Annotated in this window: 17 protein-coding genes; 3 read left to right on the top strand and 14 right to left on the bottom strand. The window is 70.2% G+C overall.

Annotated features, from left to right (window positions below):
- Positions 1-24: 24 nt before the first annotated feature.
- The 5 genes from ACFYWY_RS32280 to rimP all read right to left on the bottom strand — a co-directional run bounded on the left by ACFYWY_RS32280 (position 25) and on the right by rimP (position 5665).
- Entirely contained in the window at positions 25-318 is a 294-nt protein-coding gene (locus ACFYWY_RS32280; RefSeq protein WP_307660790.1) for a DUF503 domain-containing protein, read from the bottom strand.
- A gap of 163 nt (positions 319-481) precedes the next feature.
- Positions 482-3628, bottom strand: coding sequence for a translation initiation factor IF-2 (infB, locus tag ACFYWY_RS32275; RefSeq protein ID WP_389193052.1), 3147 nt, complete (start codon positions 3626-3628; stop codon positions 482-484).
- A 147-nt stretch (positions 3629-3775) separates the two neighbouring features.
- Positions 3776-4054 carry a YlxR family protein gene (locus tag ACFYWY_RS32270; RefSeq protein ID WP_389193049.1) on the bottom strand — a complete coding sequence of 93 codons (279 nt, stop codon included), beginning with the start codon at positions 4052-4054 and terminating at the stop codon, positions 3776-3778.
- Between the two features lie 91 nt (positions 4055-4145).
- Complete coding sequence (nusA, locus tag ACFYWY_RS32265; RefSeq protein ID WP_389193046.1) at positions 4146-5165, bottom strand: transcription termination factor NusA; 1020 nt, start codon at positions 5163-5165, stop codon at positions 4146-4148.
- Positions 5166-5167: 2 nt separating this feature from the next.
- Positions 5168-5665 (bottom strand): ribosome maturation factor RimP, encoded by a 498-nt coding sequence (gene rimP, locus ACFYWY_RS32260; protein WP_389193043.1) that lies wholly within the window; start codon positions 5663-5665, stop codon positions 5168-5170.
- 154 nt (positions 5666-5819) lie between these two features.
- Here rimP and ACFYWY_RS32255 point away from each other — a divergent pair, with 154 nt between their 5' ends.
- Genes ACFYWY_RS32255 through ACFYWY_RS32245 form a run of 3 tightly spaced genes read left to right on the top strand, consistent with a single transcriptional unit; the run spans position 5820 to position 7653 of the window.
- Positions 5820-6317 carry a hypothetical protein gene (locus ACFYWY_RS32255; RefSeq protein ID WP_389193040.1) on the top strand — a complete coding sequence of 166 codons (498 nt, stop codon included), beginning with the start codon at positions 5820-5822 and terminating at the stop codon, positions 6315-6317.
- Entirely contained in the window at positions 6317-6754 is a 438-nt protein-coding gene (locus tag ACFYWY_RS32250) for a ferritin-like domain-containing protein (protein WP_389193037.1), read from the top strand. Before ACFYWY_RS32255 ends, ACFYWY_RS32250 begins: the two co-directional genes overlap by 1 nt.
- Before the next feature lie 23 nt (positions 6755-6777).
- Positions 6778-7653 carry an aminoglycoside phosphotransferase family protein gene (locus ACFYWY_RS32245; protein WP_389193034.1) on the top strand — a complete coding sequence of 292 codons (876 nt, stop codon included), beginning with the start codon at positions 6778-6780 and terminating at the stop codon, positions 7651-7653.
- A gap of 144 nt (positions 7654-7797) precedes the next feature.
- Here ACFYWY_RS32245 and ACFYWY_RS32240 read toward each other — a convergent pair whose 3' ends face one another.
- The 9 genes from ACFYWY_RS32240 to ACFYWY_RS32200 form a co-directional block, all read right to left on the bottom strand.
- Positions 7798-9489 (bottom strand): proline--tRNA ligase, encoded by a 1692-nt coding sequence (locus ACFYWY_RS32240; RefSeq protein ID WP_389193031.1) that lies wholly within the window; start codon positions 9487-9489, stop codon positions 7798-7800.
- 69 nt (positions 9490-9558) lie between these two features.
- Entirely contained in the window at positions 9559-10128 is a 570-nt protein-coding gene (locus ACFYWY_RS32235; RefSeq protein ID WP_389193029.1) for a GNAT family N-acetyltransferase, read from the bottom strand.
- Between the two features lie 30 nt (positions 10129-10158).
- Positions 10159-11001 carry a GNAT family N-acetyltransferase gene (locus ACFYWY_RS32230; protein ID WP_389193151.1) on the bottom strand — a complete coding sequence of 281 codons (843 nt, stop codon included), beginning with the start codon at positions 10999-11001 and terminating at the stop codon, positions 10159-10161.
- A 242-nt stretch (positions 11002-11243) separates the two neighbouring features.
- Complete coding sequence (gene ispG / locus ACFYWY_RS32225; RefSeq protein ID WP_389193026.1) at positions 11244-12398, bottom strand: flavodoxin-dependent (E)-4-hydroxy-3-methylbut-2-enyl-diphosphate synthase; 1155 nt, start codon at positions 12396-12398, stop codon at positions 11244-11246.
- Positions 12399-12585: 187 nt separating this feature from the next.
- Positions 12586-13887 (bottom strand): M50 family metallopeptidase, encoded by a 1302-nt coding sequence (locus tag ACFYWY_RS32220; RefSeq protein ID WP_389193023.1) that lies wholly within the window; start codon positions 13885-13887, stop codon positions 12586-12588.
- Complete coding sequence (dxr, locus tag ACFYWY_RS32215; RefSeq protein WP_389193020.1) at positions 13884-15146, bottom strand: 1-deoxy-D-xylulose-5-phosphate reductoisomerase; 1263 nt, start codon at positions 15144-15146, stop codon at positions 13884-13886. The genes ACFYWY_RS32220 and dxr overlap by 4 nt, the downstream gene beginning before the upstream one ends.
- A gap of 104 nt (positions 15147-15250) precedes the next feature.
- Positions 15251-16009: a hypothetical protein gene (locus ACFYWY_RS32210; protein WP_389193018.1), complete on the bottom strand. Its 759-nt coding sequence runs from the start codon at positions 16007-16009 to the stop codon at positions 15251-15253.
- 173 nt (positions 16010-16182) lie between these two features.
- Positions 16183-18129: an acyl-CoA dehydrogenase family protein gene (locus tag ACFYWY_RS32205; RefSeq protein WP_389193016.1), complete on the bottom strand. Its 1947-nt coding sequence runs from the start codon at positions 18127-18129 to the stop codon at positions 16183-16185.
- 210 nt (positions 18130-18339) lie between these two features.
- Complete coding sequence (locus tag ACFYWY_RS32200) at positions 18340-19785, bottom strand: aldehyde dehydrogenase family protein (RefSeq protein WP_389193013.1); 1446 nt, start codon at positions 19783-19785, stop codon at positions 18340-18342.
- Between the last annotated feature and the right edge of the window lie 96 nt (positions 19786-19881).

Here is a 19881-nt window from a genome sequence, read left to right as displayed (position 1 = left end):
CTTCTCCTTCTCTGACTTGCTCATTCAGTCTTCGTCGCTGTGGAGCCTGCGTCTCACCGACAGCAGCTCCACGTCCGGCCGGGCGGCGACAAGGCGCTCGCACCGGTCGAGTACGTCTGTGAGGTGCCCCGTGTCCCCGGACACCACTGCCAGGCCGATCTCGGCCCTGCGGTGGAGGTCCTGTCCGCCCACTTCCGCCGCGCTCACCGCGTATTTGCGCTGGAGCTCGGCCACGATCGGGCGGACCACGGAGCGTTTCTCCTTCAACGACCGTACGTCGCCGAGGAGCAGATCGAAGGACAGTGTCCCCACATACATGTATGTCCGGATGTCCCGCCGGTACGGGTTAGAGGGTCCCTCCGTCACTTGGCAGGGACACAAGAACCGTACACGCAACGGCCGGGGCCGATCGACGGAAATACTCTCCGCCGACCGGCCCCGGACCACAGTGCTGCCTAGGGGGCTACGCCCCCGAGCGGCATCAGCCTCGCGGCTTCTCGCGCATCTCGTACGTCGCGATGACGTCGTCGATCTTGATGTCGTTGAAGTTTCCGAGGTTGATACCGCCCTCGAAGCCTTCGCGGATCTCGGTGACGTCGTCCTTGAAGCGGCGCAGACCCTCGATGTTGAGGCTCTCCGCGACGACCTTGCCGTCGCGGATGAGCCGGGCCTTGGTGTTGCGCTTGACCTCGCCGGAGCGGATGAGAACACCCGCGATGTTGCCCAGCTTGGACGAGCGGAAGACCTCGCGGATCTCCGCCGTGCCGAGCTCGACCTCTTCGTACTCCGGCTTGAGCATGCCCTTGAGGGCCGCCTCGATCTCCTCGATGGCCTGGTAGATCACCGAGTAGTACCGGACGTCGACGCCCTCGCGCTCCGCCATCTGCGCGGCACGGCCGGCCGCACGGACGTTGAAGCCGATGACGATGGCGTCGGAGCCCATCGCCAGGTCGATGTCGGACTCGGTGACCGCACCCACACCACGGTGGAGAACGCGGATCTCGACCTCTTCGCCGACGTCGAGCTGGAGCAGCGAGGACTCGAGAGCCTCCACCGAACCGGACGCGTCGCCCTTGATGATGATGTTGAGATCCTGCACAAGACCGGCCTTGAGCACCTTGTCGAGGTCCTCGAGGGACACCCGGCGGGTGCGCTTGGCGAAGGCGGCGTTGCGCTCACGCGCTGCGCGCTTCTCGGCGATCTGGCGGGCCGTACGGTCCTCGTCGACGACCAGGAAGTTGTCGCCGGCGCCGGGGACGTTGGTGAGACCCAGGACCAGGACGGGGGTCGACGGACCCGCTTCCTCGACGTTGTTGCCGTTGTCGTCGAGCATCGCCCGGACACGGCCGTACGCGTCACCGGCGACCATCGTGTCGCCGACGCGCAGCGTTCCGCGCTGGACGAGCACGGTGGCGACGGCGCCGCGGCCACGGTCGAGGTGGGCCTCGATCGCAATACCCTGTGCGTCCATCTCGGCGTTCGCCCGGAGGTCGAGCGAAGCGTCCGCGGTCAGGACCACGGCCTCCAGCAGGCTGTCGATGTGCAGACCCTGCTTGGCGGAGATGTCGACGAACATGGTGTCGCCGCCGTACTCCTCGGCCACCAGGCCGAACTCGGTCAGCTGACCGCGCACCTTGGTCGGGTCCGCGCCCTCGACGTCGATCTTGTTGACCGCGACCACGATCGGCACGTTGGCCGCCTTGGCGTGGTTCAGCGCTTCGATCGTCTGGGGCATCACACCGTCGTTCGCCGCCACCACGAGGATCGCGATGTCGGTGGACTTGGCACCACGGGCACGCATGGCGGTGAACGCCTCGTGACCCGGGGTGTCGATGAAGGTGATCTTGCGGTCTTCACCGTTGACCTCGGTGCCGACCTGGTACGCACCGATGTGCTGCGTAATACCGCCGGCCTCGCCCGCGATGACGTTCGTCTTGCGGATGGCGTCCAGCAGTCGGGTCTTACCGTGGTCGACGTGACCCATGACGGTCACGACCGGCGGACGGGAGACGAGCATTTCCTCGCCGCCCTCGTCCTCGCCGAACTCGATGTCGAAGGACTCGAGAAGCTCGCGGTCCTCCTCCTCCGGGCTGACGATCTGAACCGTGTAGTTCATCTCGTCGGCCAGCAGCTGCAGCGTCTCGTCGGAGACCGACTGCGTGGCCGTGACCATCTCGCCGAGGTTCATCATCACGGCGACGAGCGACGCCGGGTTGGCGTTGATCTTCTCCGCGAAGTCGGTGAGGGACGCACCGCGCGACAGGCGAACAGTCTCGCCGTTGCCGCGAGGCAGCATCACACCGCCGACCGACGGGGCCTGCATGGCCTCGTACTCCTGGCGCCTCTGCCGCTTCGACTTACGGCCACGACGCGCCGGGCCGCCGGGACGGCCGAAGGCGCCCTGCGTGCCACCACGGCCGCCGGGACCACCCGGACGACCGCCGAAGCCGGGACGGCCACCGCCGCCACCGAAGCCGCCGCCACCACCGGGGCCACCGCCACCGGGACGACCGGCGAAACCGCCGCCGCCACCACCGGGACGACCGCCACCGGGACCGGCGGGACGACCGGCGAAGCCGCCGCCGCCACCACCGGGACGACCGCCACCGGCGCCGCCGGGACGACCGCCGCCTCCACCAGCGGGACCACGGCCGCCGCCACCAGGACCGCCACCAGGACGGGGGCTGGCAGCGGGACGCTGCGGCATCATGCCCGGGTTCGGGCGGTTACCTGCGGGGGAGCCGCCAGGGCCTCCGGCAGAACGCGGCGCCTGCGGACGCGGCATGCCGCCGGGGCTCGGACGGGCGCCGCCGGGACCCTGAGGCCTCCCGGAGGGACCGGAGTGCGCGCCGCCGGGACCACCCTGCGGACGCGGGGCGCCGGGACGGTCCTGACCGCCGCCGGGGCGCGGAGCGCCACCCGGACGGGGCGCCTGCGGGCGCGCCATACCGGTGGAGCCACCCGAGGTGAAGGGGTTGTTGCCCGGACGGGGACCGGCCGGACGACCGCCGGGGCGCGGGGCGCCCTGACCGGCGGGACGCGCCGGACGCTCGCCACCACGGCCACCGTCACGGCCGCCGTCACGCTGACCGCCGGCCGGAGCCGGACGGGCAGAGCCACCGGCGGGACGGGGGCCGGGAGTGGCACCCGCGGGACGCGGGGCCTGCGGCGCGCTGGGCTGTGCCGGAGCCGGGGCCGAGAACTCGGCCGCGGGCACCGGAGCCGCCGGAGCGGGCTTGACCGGTGCGGGCTTGGGACCCGGACGCGGGCCGGCGGCAGCCGGGGACGCGGACGGGGTGCTGGGGGTGCTGCTCGCCGGAGCCTCGGCTGCGGCCGGCTTGGGGGCCGGGACGCCGGGCTTGGGGGCAGCGGGACGGGCCGACGACGCCGGTGAGGGCGCGGCAGGCTTGGCGGGCGCGGCCTTGCGGGGCGCGCCGGGCTTGGCAGCGGACTTGCCGGCGGTGCCGCCGGGTCCCTGCAAAGCGTCAGTCAATTTACGTACAACCGGCGCCTCGATCGTCGAGGACGCCGAACGGACGAATTCACCGAGTTCTTGGAGCTTGGCCATGACGACCTTGCTCTCCACGCCGAACTCCTTGGCGAGTTCGTATACCCGGACCTTAGCCACTTCGCTCCTTTTAGGTCCGGGTTACCGCCGGACCGTCGCTACTTCATGGGCGTACTCATCGCGTACTCATCGAGTGCTCATCGCAATCTCGACCTACTTCCAACTCGCGAGGTACCTGACCGCACGGGGACCCGTGCCGTTCTCTTCTTACTGTGCTGCCTGCTCGACATGCCGGCGTACTTCCGCGGTATCGAGCGGTCCCTGGACCCGGAAGGCCCGGGGAAACGCCCGGCGGCGGACCGCCAGGTCGAGACAGACCAAGGCGGGGTGTACATACGCACCCCGGCCGGGCAGCGTACCGCGATCATCGGGGACGCACTCGCCACCGATCACCACGATGCGCAGCAGATCGCTTTTGGCCGCTCGCTCCCGGCATCCCACACAGGTTCGCTCAGGGCATACGCGGGCATGCGTCCGGCCAGACACGTTCAGTCTACCTCCCCGTACCGACCTCACCCCTTTGGGGCAAAAATCGAACGGTTGTTGTCTTGATCTAGGTGAGGCCCGCCGTCGGTCCTCAGTCCTGGTGAGAGCCCCGGTCGGCGCCCGGCTCCTCGCTCTGCTCCGTGTCGGGGCGGATGTCGATGCGCCAGCCGGTGAGACGGGCCGCCAGCCGGGCGTTCTGCCCCTCCTTGCCGATCGCCAGCGACAGCTGGTAGTCGGGGACGGTCACCCGGGCGGACCGGGCTGCGAGATCCACGACCTCGACCTTGCTGACGCGGGCCGGCGAGAGGGCGTTGGCCACCATCTCGGCCGGGTCGTCCGACCAGTCCACGATGTCGATCTTCTCGCCGTGCAGCTCGGCCATGACATTGCGCACACGGCTGCCCATGGGGCCGATGCAGGCGCCCTTGGGGTTGAGGCCAGAGCGGGTCGAGCGTACGGCGATCTTCGTGCGATGGCCTGCCTCGCGGGCGATCGCCGCGATCTCGACGCTGCCGTCCGCGATCTCCGGGACCTCCAGCGCGAAGAGCTTCTTCACCAGGTTGGGGTGGGTGCGGGAGAGGGTCACGGACGGGCCGCGCACACCCTTGGCGACGCGCACAACGTACGTACGCAGGCGCAGGCCGTGGGTGTACTCCTCGCCCGGCACCTGCTCCTGCACCGGCAGGATCGCCTCGAGCTTGTCGTCCAGCCTGACCAGGACGTTCTTGGGGTCCTTGCCCTGCTGCACCATGCCGGCGACGACATCGCCCTCACGGCGGGCGTACTCACCGAAAGTGACGTCGTTCTCCGCGTCCCGCAGCCGCTGCTGGATGACCTGGCGTGCGGTGGTTGCCGCGATCCGGCCGAAGTCGGAGGGAGTGTCGTCGAACTCCTTGGGCTCCTGGCCCTCTTCCAGATCTGCCGGGTCCTCCTTCGCCCACACCGTCACATGGCCGGTGTCGCGGCTGAGCACGACGCGGGCGTGGCGGCGGCTGCCCTCGGTCCGGTGGTACGCGATGAGGAGGGCCGACTCGATCGCCTCGACCAGCAGGTCGAAGGGGATCTCCTTCTCTTGTGCCAAGCCCTTCAGGAGCTTTACGTCGATGTCCACGGCTACGCCTCCTCTTCCTTCTTGTCCTTGCGGTTGAACTCGAGCTCTACGCGGGCCTTGGCGATCTCGGCGAAGGCGACCCGGCGGGCGGTGGGCTTGCGCCCCTTCACGCCCGGCACCTCGAGATCGAGTCCGTCGTCGTCCACGGTGAGGATGCGGGCAACCAGCTCGCCGCCCTCGTGCAGCTGAAGCCTGGCCAGTCGGCCGACGGCGCGTACGTAGTGGCGGTGCTCGGTCAGCGGGCGGTCGGCGCCGGGCGAACTCACTTCGAGGACGTACTCGTCCTCGCCCATGGCGTCCGTCTCGTCCAGCTTCTGCGAGATCGCGCGGCTCAGCTCGGCACAGGCGTCCAGAGTGGCGCCCTCGTCGGAGTCCACGACGATCCTCAGCACACGGCGCCTGCCCGCCCGGGACACCTCGATCTCTTCCAGATCCAGGTCCGCGGCGCTGACGAGCGGTTCCAGCAGCCCGCGCAGCCTCTCGCTCTGGGTGGTGCTCATCCGGGTGACTCCTCGGCCGCGTGTGCTGTTGTGGGATCGTCTCGTGTCAGATCAAAGGGTATCCGGTCCCGGGGGGTGTTGCCGTCCACCTGGGCCGGACCCGCAGGTACGCTCGCCTGCGGCGATGATCAGTGCGAGGTCCGAGGAGACAGGCGTGGGGCGCACGGGGACGACACGCAGGCGTGCGCTCATGGTGACGGGTGCGGCCGCTGCCGCAGTGTTGACGGGCTGTTCGACCGAGGAGCCGGAACACCGGCGGACGTCCGGCTCGGCAGCGGACCCGGCTCTCGCGGAGGCGGCGCTGCGGCGTCGGCTGGCCGCGACGAGCGGGGCGCTGCGTGACCAGTACGACGCCGTCATCGCGCAACACCCGGCACTGGCTGGCAAGTTGACGACTCTGCGGGCTGCGGTGGCCGAGCATGTCACAGCGCTCGCGGGTCCTGCGGTCACCGCTCTGCCCGCGGTCGCTCCGCCGGCCGTTCCCGCCGATGCGGGGGCCGCGCTGAAGGCGCTGGCCACGGCGGAGCGGCGGATCTGCGACGCGCACTCCGCCTCCCTGGTCGACGCGGAGCCTGAGCTGGCCCGGCTGCTCGCGTCGGTCGCGGCGGCCGGCGCCACGCATGCGTACCTGCTGACGAAGAGGGACTCGTGATGAGCACGCTGGACGCGGTACAGGCCGCGCTCGCCGCGGAGCACGCGGCGGTGTACGGGTACGGGGTCGTCGGCGGCCGGATCTGCGACGACCGCGAGGGCGAGGCCACCGCGGCGTACGCCGCGCACCGGGCCCGGCGGGACGCGCTGGCGCGCACGGTGCGGGACCTGGGCGGGAAGCCCGTGGCGGCTGCGGCGGCGTACGCGCTGCCCTTCGCGGTGCCGGACGAGGCTGCTGCCGAGCGGCTCGCCGCGGTGCTGGAGGACCGGATCGCGGGCGTCTACTCCGATCTCGTACGGGCCGCGGAAGGGCCGCTGCGGCGGGAGGCTGCGGGCGCGCTCCGGGAGGCGGCCGTCCGTGCGGTGCGGTGGCGCGGCAGCGGCGTAGCCTTTCCTGGGCTCGCCGAGCGGACCCGGACCGGGAGTCGAGCGCGCTGAAGCGGAAAGGGAGCAACGGACGTATGGCTTTCGAACCGCCGCGGCGACTGGTCCAGGCACTGGGCGAGAGTGACGACTGGCTCGGGCGGCTGCCGAAGGCCGTCCAGGAAGCCGCGGACCGGTGGGAGCTGGACGTCGAGCGGGTGATGGCGCCGGGCGGCCGGAGCAGTCTGGTGGCGCTCGTACGGCAGCCGGACGGGACGTCGGCGGCGCTGAAGGTCGCCCCGCCGTCCGCCTCACCCGAGCTGGAGCGCGCGGCGCTGGAGCACTGGGGCGGCTGGGGCGCGGTCCGTCTGCTCGCCTCCTCGGACGGCGCGCTGCTGCTGGAACGGCTGCACCCGGAGGTGTCACTGCGGTCCCTGCCGGAGGCGAAGGCGCTCCTGGAGGCGGCGGGGACGGTGCGGCGACTGTGGGTCGAGCCGTCGGCGGACCACGGCTTCGAGACGGTGGCGGAACGGACGGCGCGGCAGGCGGACGCGATGCGGGCGTTCACGGAGCCGGGCACGGCTTCGCTGATCTCCGCGGCGTTGGCCGCCCGGGACGAGCTCGCCGCGCTCTCCCCCGAACTCCTGCTGCTGCACGGCAACTTCCGTCAGGGCAAAGTCCTGGCGGCCGACCGCACACCGTGGCTCGCGGTGGGCCCGGAGCCCCTGGTCGGCGAGCGCGCCTACGACCTGGCCCGCCTGGTCCGCGACCGCGTCGAGGACCTGATCGCCACGTCCGCGGGCGCGTCGGCGGCCCGCCGCCGGGTGAACAAGCTCGCGGACTCGCTGGAGGTGGACCGGGAGCGGTTGCGGGGGTGGACGCTGTTCCGTGCGGTGGAATCGGGCACGAGAGCGATGAGGGAGGGGCGGCGACGGGAGGGCGAGCTCGCGCTGGAGTTCGCGGGCTGGTTGTAGCCCGACCCCGCCCTCCCCCTACGGCCTGGCGGCCGTGGAAGGTGCCGGACGGGCTGAATGTGCGGCTGGGCGGCACATTCAGCCTCGCCGGCGATTGAGGCGCGGGGGTCCGGGGGCAGCGCCCCCGGGGGCCCGCCGCAGGCGTCACGCCCGCAGCCGCGCCACCGCCTCCGCCACGGACAGCTCCTCGCGCTCGCCCGTGCGGCGGTCCTTCACTTCCACCACGCCTTCCGACGCGCGGCGGCCCGCCACCACGATCTTGGGGACGCCGATCAGCTCCGCGTCCGTGAACTTCACGCCCGGCGAGACCCCGGCCCGCTCGTCGACCAGCACCCGCAGGCCCGCCTCTGACAGCTGGTCCGCGACCTGAAGGGCCAGCTCCGTCTGGAGCGCCTTGCCCGCGGCCACCACGTGGACGTCCGCCGGGGCGATCTCACGCGGCCAGCACAGGCCCTTGTCGTCCGCCGTCTGCTCGGCCAGCGCCGCGACCGCGCGGGAGACGCCGATGCCGTACGAGCCCATGGTCACCCGGACCGGCTTGCCGTTCTGGCCGAGGACGTCGAGCTGGAACGCGTCCGCGAACTTGCGGCCCAGCTGGAAGATGTGGCCGATCTCGATCGCGCGGTCGAGCTTGAGGCCCGTGCCGCACTTCGGGCAGGGGTCGCCCTCTTGGACCACGACCACGTCGAGGTACTCGTCGACCTCGAAGTCCCGTCCGCACACCACATTGCGAGCGTGCTTGTCCGGCTTGTTCGCACCGGTCACCCACGCCGTGCCCGACGCCACCCGCGGGTCGGCGATGTAGCGGACCTTCTCCAGTCCCTGCGGGCCGACATAGCCGCGTACGAGATCGGGGCGGCCCGCGAAGTCCTCCGCCGTGACCAGCTCGACCTCCGCCGGCGAGAGGTGCTCCGCCAGCTTGCCCAGGTCCACCTCACGGTCGCCGGGCACGCCCACCGCCGTGATCTCGCCGTCCACCTTGACCAGCAGGTTCTTCAGCGTCGCCGACGCCGGCACGCCCAGGTGCGCGGCGAGCGTCTCGATGGTCGGGGTGTCGGGGGTGTCCAGCTCCTCGACCGGGCCGTGGGACGCGTCAGCCGCGACCGCGGTGAAGGTCACGGCCTCCGTGTTCGCCGCGTACTCACACGCCGGGCAGTCCACGAACGTGTCCTCGCCCGCCGGCGCGGGCGCCAGGAACTCCTCGGACGCCGAGCCGCCCATCGCGCCCGAGACCGCCGAGACGATGCGGTGATCGAGCCCGAGCCGCTCGAAGATGCGGATGTACGCGTCGCGGTGCAGCGCGTACGACTCGGCCAGACCCTCGTCCGTCGTGTCGAAGGAGTACGAGTCCTTCATCTGGAACTCGCGGCCGCGCAGCACACCCGCCCGCGGACGCGCCTCGTCCCGGTACTTCGTCTGGATCTGGTAGAGGATCACCGGCAGGTCCTTGTAGGACGTGCACTGGTCCTTGACGATCTGCGTGAAGATCTCTTCGTGGGTGGGGCCCAGGAGATAGTCCGCGCCCTTGCGGTCCTTGAGCCGGAACAGCAGGTCGCCGTACTCCTCGTACCGCCCGCTCGCCTCGTACGACTCCTTGGGCAGGAGGGCCGGCAGAAGCACCTCCTGGCCGCCGATCGCGTCCATCTCCTCGCGCACGACCCTGGTGATGTTCTCCAGGACCTTCTTGCCGAGCGGCAGCCAGCTCCAGATGCCGGCGGAGGTCCGCCGCACATAGCCGGCGCGCACCAGCAGCTTGTGATTGAGCGTCTCGGCGTCCGCCGGGTCGTCGCGCAGTGTCTTGACCATCAGACGGGACATGCGCTGGACCTGGGCCATGGGGAAATCTCCTGCGTCAAGAAAGGGTGATGGTCTGGAGGTTAACCGGGCGGCCCGGGCGGGCGGAAATCACTTCTCGCGCAGCAGCGGCAGCGGGGCGCCCATCACGGCGTACGGACTGGGCGCGCTGGGGAACATCACCTGGCGTGCGAGGTCCTGGTAGCCGAGCGTGCGGTACAGGCCGCGGGCCGGGCTCTCGACGTCGATCGCGGAGAGGATGGAGCGCGGCTGGTCGGCGTCGTCGGTGATCGTGGTGATCAGCGAGCGGCCGATGCCCCGCCCCTGGTAGTCGGGGTGGACATGCAGTTCGGTGATCACGAAGGAGTCGTCGAGCCAGCCGTCGTTGCCGGTGCGGCGCAGATAGGGCTCGACGACGGTGGACCACCAGTGGGTGCGGTCGTTCGGCATGCCGTAGACGAAGCCGACGAGGCGTCCCGACTCCGTCAGCGCGCCCAGCGCACGGGCGCCGGGATACATGAGATGGCGGTGGACGATATGGCGGCGCACCTCGATCTCGTCCTCGCTGAGCCCGAATGCGAGGGCCTGCACGGCGAGGGCTTCGTCGATCCGCGCGGCGAGATTGACCGGCCCGACCACAACGCCGGGCGTGTGGGATCCGTCGCCTGAGAGTGCTGCCATGCGCGAAACCCTACTTGCCGCCGCGCACGGTCAGAACAGCACGCTCATGAAGGCGCCGACCTCGCGGAAGCCGACCCGCCGGTAGGCCGCCCTGGCTGCGGTGTTGTAGTCGTTGACGTAGAGACTGGCGACCGGCGCGACGTCCTCGAGCGCGTAGCGCAGCACGGCTGCCATGCCGGTCTCGGACAGTCCGCGGCCGCGGAACTCCGGTGCGACCCAGACGCCTTGGATCTGACAGGCATGAGTGGTGGCCGCGCCGATCTCGGCCTTGAAGACGACCTTGCCGTCGTCGATACGGGCGAACGACCGTCCCGCGCCGATGAGTTCGGCCACCCGAGCCTGGTAGAGCAGCCCGCCGTCGCCGGCCGTCGGCGAGATGCCGACCTCCTCGGTGAACATGGCCACACAGGCCGGCATGATCACCTCCATCTCTTCCTTTCGGATGCGCCGGACGTGCGGGTCGGGCTCGATGGTGTCGGGGAGCTGTTCGGTGACCATGAGCGGCTGGCGGGAGCGGACATCCCTGGCCGGGCCCCAGGTCGGCTCGAGCAGACGCCACAGCTGGGTGGTGGACTCGGCCGGGCCGACGATCGAGGAACAGCGGCGGCCGGTCCTGCGCGCCCGGTCGGCGAAGGCACGCACAGCCTCGGCAGTGGCGCAGATGGGTACGAGATTGGCGCCGGAGTAGCAGAGCGAGCGCAGCCGCCCGTCCGCGTACCAGCCCCACATCTCGCCGCCCAGGCGCCAGGGGTCGAGTCCGGCGACCTGGACGCGGGACGTGACGAAGGCGTTCGCTACGGGCTCGCTCTCGAGGATGGCGAGCGCTGCGCCGAGGTCACTGGGTTCGAGGACCCGGGTGGTGGTCTGCGTCAACACGAGGGGCCCTCCATCACTCCTTGCGGGCAACGACAGGTGCCGCTCGGTCGGATAGCGTCGGCACGTGCCCTTGGGCACCGGTCAGGGCTTGACCGTCGCCTCACCGCGAGAAGCCCCTTGGGGCGGAGTCACACGGTCTGCTGATCTCCGCACTGTACCCGGAGATGCTGCGCAGCACCGCTCACGCAAGGGATCGGGCCCCGACTCCGGAGGGGGCCCGGTCCCTTGCCACGTGCAGGTCAGCTGACGGAGACCTCGGGCTCGCCCGAGACGATGCCGTCCCGCTCCATCTGCTCGGCGATCTTCAGCGCCTCTTCGATGAGGGTCTCGACGATCTTCGACTCGGGCACGGTCTTGATGACCTCACCCTTGACGAAGATCTGGCCCTTGCCGTTTCCGGAGGCAACGCCGAGGTCGGCCTCGCGGGCCTCGCCCGGGCCGTTGACGACGCAGCCCATGACGGCGACGCGCAGCGGCACCTCCATGCCTTCGAGACCGGCGCTGACCTGGTCGGCGAGCTTGTAGACATCGACCTGGGCGCGGCCGCAGGAGGGGCAGGAGACGATCTCCAGGCGGCGCTGCTTGAGGTTGAGGGACTCCAGGATCTGGATGCCGACCTTGACCTCTTCGGCGGGCGGGGCGGACAGGGAGACCCGGATGGTGTCGCCGATGCCCTCGCTGAGCAGCGCGCCGAAGGCGACGGCCGACTTGATGGTGCCCTGGAAGGCGGGTCCGGCCTCGGTGACGCCGAGGTGGAGGGGGTAGTCGCACTGGGCGGCCAGCTGCCGGTAGGCCTCGATCATCACGACCGGGTCGTTGTGCTTGACCGAGATCTTGATGTCGCGGAAGCCGTGCTCCTCGAAGAGCGACGCCTCCCACAGCGCGGACTCGACCAGCGCCTCGGGGGTCGCCTTGCCGTACTTGGCGAGCAGCCGGGCATCGAGCGAACCGGCATTGACGCCGATCCGGATCGGGGTGCCGGTCTCGCCGGCGGCGCGGGCGATCTCCTTGACCTTGTCGTCGAACTGCTTGATGTTGCCCGGGTTCACACGCACCGCCGCACACCCGGCGTCGATCGCCGCGAACACGTACTTCGGCTGGAAATGAATGTCCGCGATGACGGGGATCTGCGACTTGCGCGCGATGGTGGCGAGCGCGTCCGCATCGTCCTGGGTCGGACAGGCCACCCGTACGATCTGGCAGCCGGACGCCGTCAGTTCCGCGATCTGCTGCAGCGTCGCCCCGATGTCCGAGGTACGCGTGGTCGTCATCGACTGCACCGACACCGGGGCGTCCCCGCCGACGGCCACGGAACCGACCTGGATCTTGCGGCTGACCCTCCGGTCGGCGAGCTTGGTCGGAACGGACGGCATTCCGAGCGAAATTGCAGTCATCTGCTGTGCAACCCCAAGGTGTGGATCGTGGTCCCGAGATCGGCGGGCTCCAGCCATCGAGATTACGGCACTGAGGTTCGGTCCAGCACATCGCGCTGTCGAATCCACCCAAAGATGAACACAAAGGTGAACGCAGAGCTGAACGGCCGGACACACAGGGTGTCCGGCCGTCGCCACAGGGGTTTACTCAGCTGATCTTGACCGGGTTGACGATGTCGGCGACCAGCACGAGCAGGGTGAAGCAGATGAAGATTCCCGCCACGACGTAGGCGACCGGCATCAGTTTGGCCACATCGAAGGGACCGGGGTCGGGACGCCGGAACAGCTTGGCGATATTGCGGCGTACGGACTCCCACAGCGCCCCCGCGATGTGTCCGCCGTCCAGCGGCAGCAGCGGCAGCATGTTGAACAGGAACAGCGAGAGGTTGAAGCCCGCGAGCAGCATCATGAACCACGCGACGATGTTCTGCGTCGGGGCGTCCACGTTCATCAACTCGCCGCTGATCCGGGCCGCACCGACCACGCCGACCGGGGAGTCGTCCTTGCGCTCACCGTCGCTGAAGGCCGCGTTCCACAGGTCGGGGACCTTGGACGGCAGCGCGATGACCGACTCGGCGCCGTTCTGGATCATGTCGCCCATGCGCACCATGGAGTCGGTGAAGGAGAGCGGGAGGATCTCGGTCTGCGCGGCGAAGCCGAGATAGCCGGCCGGGACGAATTCGCCCGGGACGGCCTCTCCGTCCGCGTCCTTCTTGACCACCATGTTCCGGGCGAGGGTGGCCTTGAGTACCTGCTCCTTGCCGTCACGCTCGACGGTGATGGCCGCCGGGCCGATCGTCTCGCGGATGTGGTTCGACAGCTCGGACCAGTCGGTGACGGGCTCGCCGTTGAACGCGACGATCTTGTCGCCCTTCTGCAGGCCGGCGGCCTGGGCGGGCGAGACGGGGTCGCCCTTACGGCACGTGTCGCGGTTCTCGTTCTGCGAGATGACGCACTTCTGGACGCCTGCCACCTCGGTGGTCTGGGTCGGGAAGCCGAAGGACATCGCCACACCGAGGAAGATCGCGACGGCGAGGACCAGGTTCATGAAGGGTCCCGCGAACATCACGATCACGCGCTTCCACGGCTTGCGCGTGTAGAAGAGACGGTTCTCGTCGCCGGGCTTGAGCTCCTCGAAGGCGGCCGAGCGGGCGTCCTCGATCATCCCGCGCCAGGGCGAGGTGGACCGTGCCTCGATCCGCCCGTCCTCCCCCGGCGGAAACATCCCGATCATGCGGATGTAGCCGCCCATGGGGATGGCCTTGATGCCGTACTCCGTCTCGCCCTTGTGCCGGGACCAGAGGGTCGGGCCGAAGCCGACCATGTACTGGGGCACGCGGATGCCGAAGAGTTTGGCCGTCGAGAGGTGGCCGAGCTCGTGCCAGGCGATGGAGAACAGCAGTCCCACGGCGAACAGCGCTATGCCGAGGACCGTCAACAGAATCGTCATGCGCGAGCCTCCGCTGGCCGTGCTTCGCTGAATTTCTGTGCCATTTCACGGGCCCGGGCCCGGGCCCAGGTCTCCGCTTCCAGGACGTCCGCCACCGTGAGCGAGGTTCCCTTGGCGGGCACACCGTGCTCGGCGACGACTTCGGTGACCGTATCCATGATTCCGTTGAACGGCAGCCGCCCGGCGAGAAACGCGTCCACGCACTCCTCGTTCGCGGCATTGAACACCGCCGGAGCCGTCCCGCCCAGCTCCCCCACGTGCCGGGCGAGTCCCACCGAAGGGAAGGCCTCGGTGTCGAGCGGGAAGAACTCCCACGTCGAGGCCTTGGACCAGTCGAAGGCGGGGGCCGCGTCCAGAACCCGCTCGGGCCAGCCGATGCCGAGGGCGATCGGGCCGCGCATGTCCGGCGGGGTGGCCTGGGCGATGGTCGAGCCGTCCGTGAACTCCACCATGGAGTGAACGTACGACTGGGGGTGGACGACGACCTCGATACGGTCGAAGGGGATGTCGTAGAGCAGATGCGCCTCGATGACCTCGAGCCCCTTGTTGACCAGGGTCGCGGAGTTGATCGTGATCACCGGGCCCATCGCCCAGGTCGGGTGCGCGAGGGCGGCCTCGGGAGTGACGTCCGCCAGCTCCGCCTTCGTACGGCCGCGGAAGGGGCCGCCGGACGCGGTGACGACGAGCTTGCGTACGTCGGCTCTCGTCCCGGCCGCGAGGGCCTGGAAGAGGGCCGCGTGCTCGGAGTCGACCGGGATGATCTGGCCGGGCTCGGCGAGAGCCTTGACCAGCGGCCCGCCTACGATGAGCGACTCCTTGTTGGCGAGGGCGAGGGTCCGGCCGGCTTCGAGCGCGGCGAGGGTGGGGGCGAGCCCGATGGAGCCGGTGATGCCGTTGAGCACGGTGTGGCAGGCGGATGCGGCGAGCTGGGTGGCGGCGTCCGGCCCGGCCACAATCTCGGGCAGGGGCTCGGTGCCGAACTGCTCCGCGAGCGCCTCGCGCAGTGCGGGCACGACGTCCTCGCGGGCCACCGCGACCGTGTCGACCCGCAACTGCCGCGCCTGCTCGGCCAGGAGTCCGACGCGGCCGCCGGCGGCGGAGAGCGCGGTGACGCGGAAGCGGTCGGGGTTGCGCAGAACCAGGTCGATGGCCTGTGTGCCGATGGAACCGGTGGAGCCGAGGACGACGATGTCCCGCCGGCCTTCGGTCGCGTCGAAGACGATATGCGGGTCGGCGAGGGGGGATGGGCTGTCGCTCATGACCCCATTGTGGCCGCAAGCCCTGTCCGGCCGGACAGCGCGTCCCCGTGTACGCCCCTTCGTGCGCCCCCGTGCGCTTCCCCGCGCGCCGGACTTGCGGCTCCCTACGCGCCGGACTTGCGGCCCGCCTCGAACTTCTCCCACTGCGCCGTCATGACCTCCGCGGGCACCGCGCCGATGTCCTTGGTACCGAGGAAGTCGGCACGGAAGGAGAGCGTGGTGGAGCCGGAGCGGACGACGGTGAGGTACTCGTACAGCTTCAGCTTCCCCTTCACATCGAGGATGGTGAAGCGGTACGCCTTGGCCTCGTCCCCGAAGGCGGGCGCCTTGGCGGGCTCCACCTTGAGGTACTTCGCCTTCGCGATGGCGCGCTCCTCGACGAAGCCGCCGGTGCATTGGGTGCCGGCCGCGGCGAGGGCCTTCATGACGGCGGCGGCCTCGCCCTTCGCGTACGAGCGCAGTTGTACGGCGATGCCGATTCCGGCCATCTCGTCGGCGACGTCGAGCTCGCGGTTGACCTCGGCTGCGGGGTCGTGTGCGGTGGCGCCCTCGGCGAGGCTGACGAGGGGCTGGCAGACGGCGGGGGCGGCGGTGTAGTCCTCGCCGAGTGGAGCGCCGAGCGTGAACTCCGATGCGGTGTACGGGCCGATCTTCTCACCGTCGGTGAAGGAGACGGCCTTGAGCTGCGCCTCGGTCAGCGCCTCGGGGGCGGATGCGGATGCGGACGGCTTGTCGTCGGCCTCGCCGCCCTTGCTGCCGTTGCCGCCCTTGTCGCCGCTGCCTCCGCACGCGGCGACGCCGCTGAGCACGGCCCCGACGAACACGGCGGCCAGCGCACGCCGCCGGCCGCTCTGATTCCCCACCCCGAACATCCCAGCCCCGTTTCCGTGTTGACCGTGATCAGACGGTACCGGACCTGCTGCTCCGCCGGCCGGGCAAGGGCGTCGATGCCACAGCCGCCGCCGATCCGGGTGTCGGCGGCGGCCTCCCTCAGGACTGCGGTCAGGACTGCCGGGTCAGGACTGCCGGTACCGCCTCATCGGATCGGGCGGTGCACGTTGTCCCGTTGGGCCGGGCCCGGGGTCGCGTCCGCGATCCAGGGGCCTTCGCCGCTCGGGTCGATGATGCCCTGCTCCAGCCAGGTGTACGTACCCGACAGAACGCCGTCCACGACCTTGCGGTCGAGGTCGTCGGTGTTGGACCACAGGCGGGTGAAGAGCTCTTCGACGCGAATGCGGGACTGGCGGCAGAAGACGTCGGCCAGTTGGTACGCCTCGCGGCCGTGCTCACCGGTGGTGCGCAGCAGTTCCGCGCGTACGCAGGTCGCGCTCATCGCGAACAGTTCCGCGCCGATGTCGACGATCCGGCCGAGGAAGCCCTGCTTGGTCTCCATCCGGCCCTGCCAGCGGGACATCGCGTAGAAGGTGGAGCGCGCGAGTTTGCGGGCGGAGCGCTCGACGTAGCGCAGATGTCCGGAGAGGTCCGGAAGCCCGGCCGGGTGGAACTCGTTGTACGTACGCGGGAGTTGACCCGGTCCCGTGACCAGCTTGGGGAGCCAGCGCGCGTAGAAGGCCGCGGCGTTCGCGCCCGCCTTCGCCTTGGCGGACAGGGGCTTGTCGGGGTCGATGATGTCGCCGGCCACGGCGAGGTGAGCGTCGACGGCCTCGCGGGCGATCAGCAGATGCATGATCTCGGTCGAGCCCTCGAAGATGCGGTTGATGCGCATGTCGCGCAGCATCTGCTCGGCGGGAACGGCCCGTTCACCGCGCGCCGCCAGCGAGTCCGCCGTCTCGAAGCCGCGCCCGCCACGGATCTGGACCAGCTCGTCGGCCATCTGCCAGCCCATTTCGGAGCCGTAGAGCTTGGCGAGCGCCGCTTCGATGCGGATGTCGTTGCGGTCCTCGTCGGCCATCTGCGAGGAGAGGTCGACGACCGCTTCGAGGGCGAAGGTGGTCGCGGCGATGAAGGAGATCTTGGCGCCCACGGCCTCGTGCTGCGCGACCGGCTTGCCCCACTGCTCCCGGGCGGCCGACCACTCGCGGGCGATCTTCAGGCACCACTTCCCGGCGCCGACGCACATCGCGGGCAGCGAGAGCCGGCCGGTGTTGAGGGTGGTGAGGGCGATCTTGAGGCCGGCGCCCTCGGGGCCGATGCGGTTCGCGGCGGGGACGCGCACCTGGTGGAAGCGGGTGACGCCGTTCTCGAGGCCACGCAGGCCCATGAACGCGTTGCGGTTCTCGACGGTGATGCCCTCGCTCGCGGCCTCGACGACGAAGGCGGTGATGCCGCCCTTGCGGCCCTCGCCCTTGGGGACGCGGGCCATGACGACGAGGAGGTCGGCGACGACGCCGTTGGTCGTCCAGAGCTTGACGCCGTCGAGGATGTACGAATCGCCGTCCGGAACGGCCGTGGTGGCGAGGCGGGCCGGGTCGGAGCCGACGTCCGGCTCGGTGAGCAGGAAGGCGGAGATGTCGGTACGGGCGAGGCGCGGCAGGAACGTGTCCTTCTGCTCCTGCGTGCCGAAAATCTTCAGCGGCTGCGGTACGCCGATCGACTGATGCGCGGAGAGCAGGGCGCCCAGCGCCGGGTTCACCGAGCCGACCAGAGCCAGCGCCTTGTTGTAGTACACCTGGGTGAGGCCGAGGCCGCCGTACTTGATGTCGATCTTCATCCCGAGTGCGCCGAGCTCCTTGAGCCCGTTCATCACCTCGTCGGGGATCTTTGCCTCGCGCTCGATGAGCGCTCCGTCGATCCTCGTCTCGCAGAAATCGCGGAGTTTCGTCAGGAACTCCTCGCCCCGCCGGGTGTCCTCACCGGCGGGCATCGGATGCGGATGGATCAGATCGAGGCGGAAGCGGCCCAGGAACAGCTCCTTGGCGAAGCTTGGCTTGCGCCAGTCCTGTTCGCGCGCGGCCTCGGCGACCTGTCGTGCTTCGCGCTCACTGACCTTCGGTGGCTGGGTCTTCTGGAGTGGAGCGGACATGAGGCTCACCTCGCCGCGAGTCGGGGAATTCCGGGGCTTCGGCCGCGGCGCAGGGGCGCGCCGTACCAACCGGTGCTACTCGTCCGTAGTACCCGATTCCTGCCGTGTCCACCAGTCTCCGTACGGCACTGGAGGTACGCCGACGGAGCGACGGCAACGGCCGGAGCCCCCGCACAGTGGGCTCCGGCCGTCGTCCGTGACGTACGGGCGTTACAGCGCCAGACCGGTGAGGACCAGCACGCGCTCGTATGTGTAGTCGTCCATCGCGTAGCGCACGCCCTCGCGGCCCACGCCGGACTGCTTGGCGCCGCCGTAGGGCATCTGGTCCGCGCGGTACGACGGCACGTCGCCGATGATCACGCCGCCGACCTCGAGGGCCCGGTGGGCACGGAAGGCGGTCTGCACGTCATGCGTGAACACCCCTGCCTGCAGGCCGTACTTGGAGTCGTTGACGGCGGCGAAGGCCTCGGCCTCGCCGTCGACCTTCCTGACCGTGAGGACGGGTCCGAAGACCTCCTCGCAGGCGATGGTGGAGTCCGCGGGGACGTCGGTGAGGACGGTGGGCGCGTAGGAGGCGCCCTCGCGCTTGCCGCCGGCCAGCAGCTTCGCGCCCGCCTGGACCGCCTCGTCCACCCAGGTCTCGACGCGCTTGGCGGCGTCCTCGCTGACCAGCGGGCCGACGTCGGTGGCGGAGTCGGACGGGTCGCCGGTGACCTGGGCCTCGACGGCCGCGACGATCTTCGGCAGCAGACGGTCGTAGACCGTGGCGTCGGCGATCACGCGCTGCACGGAAATACAGGACTGGCCGCCCTGGTAGTTGGAGAAGGTGGCGATACGGGTCGCCGCCCAGTCCAGGTCCTGCTCGGATGCGAAGTCCCCGAGGACGACGGCCGCGCCGTTGCCGCCCAGCTCCAGGGTGCAGTGCTTGCGCGGCACGGAGTCCATGATCGCGTAGCCGACTTTGTCGGAGCCGGTGAAGGAGATCACCGGCAGGCGCTCGTCCTGCACGAGGGCGGGCATCTTGTCGTTCGGGACCGGGAGCACCGACCAGGAGCCCGCGGGGAGCTCGGTCTCGGCCAGCAGCTCGCCGATGATCAGCCCGGACAGCGGGGTCGCCGGGGCGGGCTTGAGGATGATCGGCGTGCCGACCGCGATCGCCGGGGCGATCTTGTGGGCGCAGAGATTCAGCGGGAAGTTGAACGGCGCGATGCCGAGGACGGCGCCCTTGGGGAAGCGGCGGGTCAGCGCGAGCCGGCCGACTCCGCCGGCGTCGGTGTCCAGACGCTGGGCCTCGCCACCGTTGAAGCGGCGGGCCTCCTCGGCGGCGAAGCGGAATACGGAGACGGCACGGCCGACCTCGCCGCGGGCCCACTTGAGGGGCTTGCCGTTCTCGGCGGAGATCAGCTGGGCGATCTCCTCGGTGCGCTCGACGAGACGGCGCGAGACATGGTCGAGGGCGGCGGCGCGCACGTGGGCCGGGGTGGCCGCGAACTCGTCCCGCACGGCGTGTGCGGCGGCGACGGCGGCCTCGACCTGGGCGTCGGTCGGAACGGAGACCTGACCGACGAGACGTCCGTCCCAGGGGGAGGTGACGTCGAGGGTTGCCTCACCGGTGGCCTGGCGGCCGGCGAGCCAGAAGGCGTGGGTGGAAGTCATGTTCGGGTCCCGGCCCTTCCGAGGTAGTGGGGTTGTCTCCGCCCCACGGTAGGACCGTGGGGGCGGATGGTCGTTTGTCCGGCGTGGAGTGTGGGG

Origin of the sequence: Streptomyces sp. NPDC002870 (genome assembly GCF_042888505.1) — a bacterium.
Lineage (GTDB): Bacteria > Actinomycetota > Actinomycetes > Streptomycetales > Streptomycetaceae > Streptomyces.
This window is presented reverse-complemented; position numbering and strand designations above follow the sequence as displayed.

Bases quoted from the DNA above. Each gene is read 5' to 3' on its own strand.
- ACFYWY_RS32235 (WP_389193029.1), bottom strand. From the start codon at position 10,128: ATGGCAGCACTCTCAGGCGACGGATCCCACACGCCCGGCGTTGTGGTC.
- ACFYWY_RS32245 (WP_389193034.1), top strand. From the start codon at position 6,778: ATGGCTTTCGAACCGCCGCGGCGACTGGTCCAGGCACTGGGCGAGAGT.
- ispG (WP_389193026.1), bottom strand. From the start codon at position 12,398: ATGACTGCAATTTCGCTCGGAATGCCGTCCGTTCCGACCAAGCTCGCC.
- ACFYWY_RS32280 (WP_307660790.1), bottom strand. From the start codon at position 318: ATGTATGTGGGGACACTGTCCTTCGATCTGCTCCTCGGCGACGTACGG.
- rimP (WP_389193043.1), bottom strand. From the start codon at position 5,665: ATGAGCACCACCCAGAGCGAGAGGCTGCGCGGGCTGCTGGAACCGCTC.
- ACFYWY_RS32220 (WP_389193023.1), bottom strand. From the start codon at position 13,887: ATGACGATTCTGTTGACGGTCCTCGGCATAGCGCTGTTCGCCGTGGGA.
- ACFYWY_RS32250 (WP_389193037.1), top strand. From the start codon at position 6,317: ATGAGCACGCTGGACGCGGTACAGGCCGCGCTCGCCGCGGAGCACGCG.
- ACFYWY_RS32200 (WP_389193013.1), bottom strand. From the start codon at position 19,785: ATGACTTCCACCCACGCCTTCTGGCTCGCCGGCCGCCAGGCCACCGGT.
- dxr (WP_389193020.1), bottom strand. From the start codon at position 15,146: ATGAGCGACAGCCCATCCCCCCTCGCCGACCCGCATATCGTCTTCGAC.
- ACFYWY_RS32240 (WP_389193031.1), bottom strand. From the start codon at position 9,489: ATGGCCCAGGTCCAGCGCATGTCCCGTCTGATGGTCAAGACACTGCGC.
- ACFYWY_RS32205 (WP_389193016.1), bottom strand. From the start codon at position 18,129: ATGTCCGCTCCACTCCAGAAGACCCAGCCACCGAAGGTCAGTGAGCGC.